The following is a 2,595-nucleotide window of genomic DNA, read 5'->3' as shown; positions in this document are numbered from 1 at the left end:
CGCCATCTGCGAGGGCGACGATTATTGGACGGATCCCGACAAGCTGCAGCGCCAGTTCGACTACATGCAGCAGCGGCCGGAATACACGCTGTGCTTTCACCCTGTGCGCGTCGTCTACGAGGACATGCCGGGCGTCGCGACGATATATCCCGAGCATTGCGCGGCGCAGCCGTCTCTCTCCGATCTGGCCACGCGCAACTTCATCCAGACGAACAGCGTGTTCTATCGCTGGCGATATCGCGGCGGCGAGAGGCTTGAGATCGGCCGCGGCATCATCCCGGCCGACTGGTACATCCACCTGATGCACGCCGAGGTCGGCCGGATCGGGCTCCTGCCCCAGATTATGGCGGTGTATCGCAAACACGCGGGCGGGATATGGGCTCACGCATCCGACCTCGCGCGGCACAAGCGGCTCGGCAAGTCGGAGATCGAGTTCTACCGGCAATTGCGCGGCCATTTCGGCGGCCGCTTCGCACAGAGTTTCGCGGCGTCGCAGCGGCTGATCTTCGCCCGCCTCGCGGAGGCGTTCCTGGACGAGGCGGACGTGCCGGGCTTGCGCCGCCTGATCGAGGACCATCCCGACATCGCCCGCGACACCCTCGACGAGATGGGATTCGACACCACTTGCCTGCCGGTCGGCGATGTCGATGCCCTCCGCGTGTGGCTCGAGGAGCAGCTGACCGTCAGCGTCATCGTGACCGCGCCCGATCCCGGCACCGATCTCCATCCCGCGCTCGTGGGCATTCTGGCCCAGCGCGGGCTGTTCCAGTTGCGCGTCGTCGTCGGCTTCGAACGCTCGACCCAGGCTGTCGCGGAGAGCGTCGCTGCCCTTCGGGCGGCCGATCCGGACCGCATCGACGTACGCCCGCGCCCGCAGGATCTCGGCCCGCTCCGGAACCTGCAGGATTGCATCGCGGCCTGCGATGGCCGCTATATCGCCTTCTGCGACGCGGATGCCCGCTGGATCTCGGACCGCAAGATCGCCAAGCAGCTCCGGATCCTGCGGAGCGATCCCAAGCTCGGCCTGTGCTTCAACTGGGTGCTCGTGCATCGCACGGCGGAGGAATCCCTGTTACCGCACGAGGCGCAGGGGCGTCTCGCGACCGGGAACCTCCGCTTCTCGGATCTCGCCACCGCACCGGTCACCGCACACCGCTCGTGCGGTCTCTACCGCGCGGACGCGCTGCGGACCCTGCCGCAGGCGTTCTTCGAGGAGCCCGGTGCGGGCGACTGGCTGATGGATCTCTACGTCGCCGATCGGAGCCGCATCGTGTTCCTTCGAGAAATCCTCACGGTCTGGGACCTCCGGGCCGGCAGACCGGGGTCCAACTCTCCCGACCCGATCCAGACGGCCCGGGTCGCGTCCCAGCGCCGACGTTTCTCCGCCCTTTTCGGTCAGGGGCGCGGCTTCGAGCCCTACGCGCTCGTCTGCACGGTTACGGGCGGCGGCGCGGCGCTGTCCCCCGATTTCGCCCGTGCCCATCTGGAGGCGCCTGCCCCCGGCGCCGGGACCGAGATCCAGGATGGGCACGTGGTCTTCGCCGGCTGGGTCGTTCCGACCTACGGATCCCGGGCGACGCTGGTCGCCGAACTCGAGGGTGAGACGCATCGATTCACCGTGGACCAGCCGCGGTCAGATGTGGTCGCGGCCCTGTTCGGCGACGCGCCCGCCCCGCTGGACGCGGAGCTCTGCGGCTTTCGCTTCACGCTGCCGTTCGATCAGCACTTAGCGGTCCACCTCCTGATCGAGACCGAGGACACTGTCCTGCCTTGGCTGTCGGTCTCCGTCACCCCGCGATCCGAGAGCGAGGCATCCGGCTGACGCACATCGTTCCAACCCGGATGAGGCCCCTCCCCCTCGGTGCGGCCCAGCGCCCGGGCAGGGTTGACCGCGTGCGCGAGGCAATCGTATCACCCGGGCAACGCGCGGCCTGGCCGCTGCGGTGGCCGGTTTGCGGCGCGCGCCGCACGGCGCAAGCTTGAGCGCCATGGGTGCGAGGATAAGGACGGAGCGGTTCTTGGGCGAGGACGTCGAGACGCTGCGGACAGAGCTGGCTGAGACACAGGCCCGGCTGAAGGAAGCGCAGGGCGAACTCGCGCGCTTGGTCCGCTTGGCCGAGGCCGACCTCCAGCGTCGACGCCCAGGCGAGCAGTCGAGCGTCGTCGCCGCCTCCGTGCGCCGGCCCGCCGCCAAGGACGTGGCCGCCCGCATCGCGCGCCTCGTGGAACTGTATCGCGAGGCTTTGGCCGCTTCCCCCAACGGCGCACCGGTGGTCGGCGAGGACACGATGCTCCGGTGGCTGGAGACCTCGGGTCTGTTCGACCGGGACTTCTATCTCAAGTGCAATGGCGATGTGGCGAGCGCCGGAGCCGATCCGACGCATCACTACTTCAACCACGGCTACGCCGAGGCGCGGCCACCAAGCCCCCTCTGACGCCGGCCCGGACCGCTTTCCGATGCTGCGGTGACCGCATCGCCGCTGCGCGTGACGGCAGCCAGCGGCCGAGACCTGTGCGAGGACACGATCGATGCAGACCGCCGCTGAGACCGCCGTGCCGGCTCCGCCTCAGCTGGAGCCGTGGCAGGAAGACTTC

General features: G+C 68.9%; 2 protein-coding genes. Both read left to right on the top strand.

Translation table 11 applies throughout. The features are described 5' to 3' along the window. On the top strand, positions 1-1,822 hold a 1,822-nt coding region (locus tag BM419_RS31505), incomplete at its 5' end, for a glycosyltransferase family 2 protein (protein ID WP_091928768.1). Between the two features lie 196 nt (positions 1,823-2,018). Then, the gene (locus BM419_RS31500; protein WP_091928769.1) at positions 2,019-2,435 is read left to right on the top strand and encodes a hypothetical protein; all 417 of its coding nucleotides are present in this window, start codon (positions 2,019-2,021) and stop codon (positions 2,433-2,435) included. Positions 2,436-2,595: the final 160 nt, after the last annotated feature.

It is taken from the genome of Methylobacterium sp. yr668 (assembly GCF_900116245.1).
Lineage (GTDB): Bacteria > Pseudomonadota > Alphaproteobacteria > Rhizobiales > Beijerinckiaceae > Methylobacterium.
The sequence above is the reverse complement of the archived record's forward strand: the minus strand, read 5'-3'. Positions and strand labels throughout refer to the sequence as shown.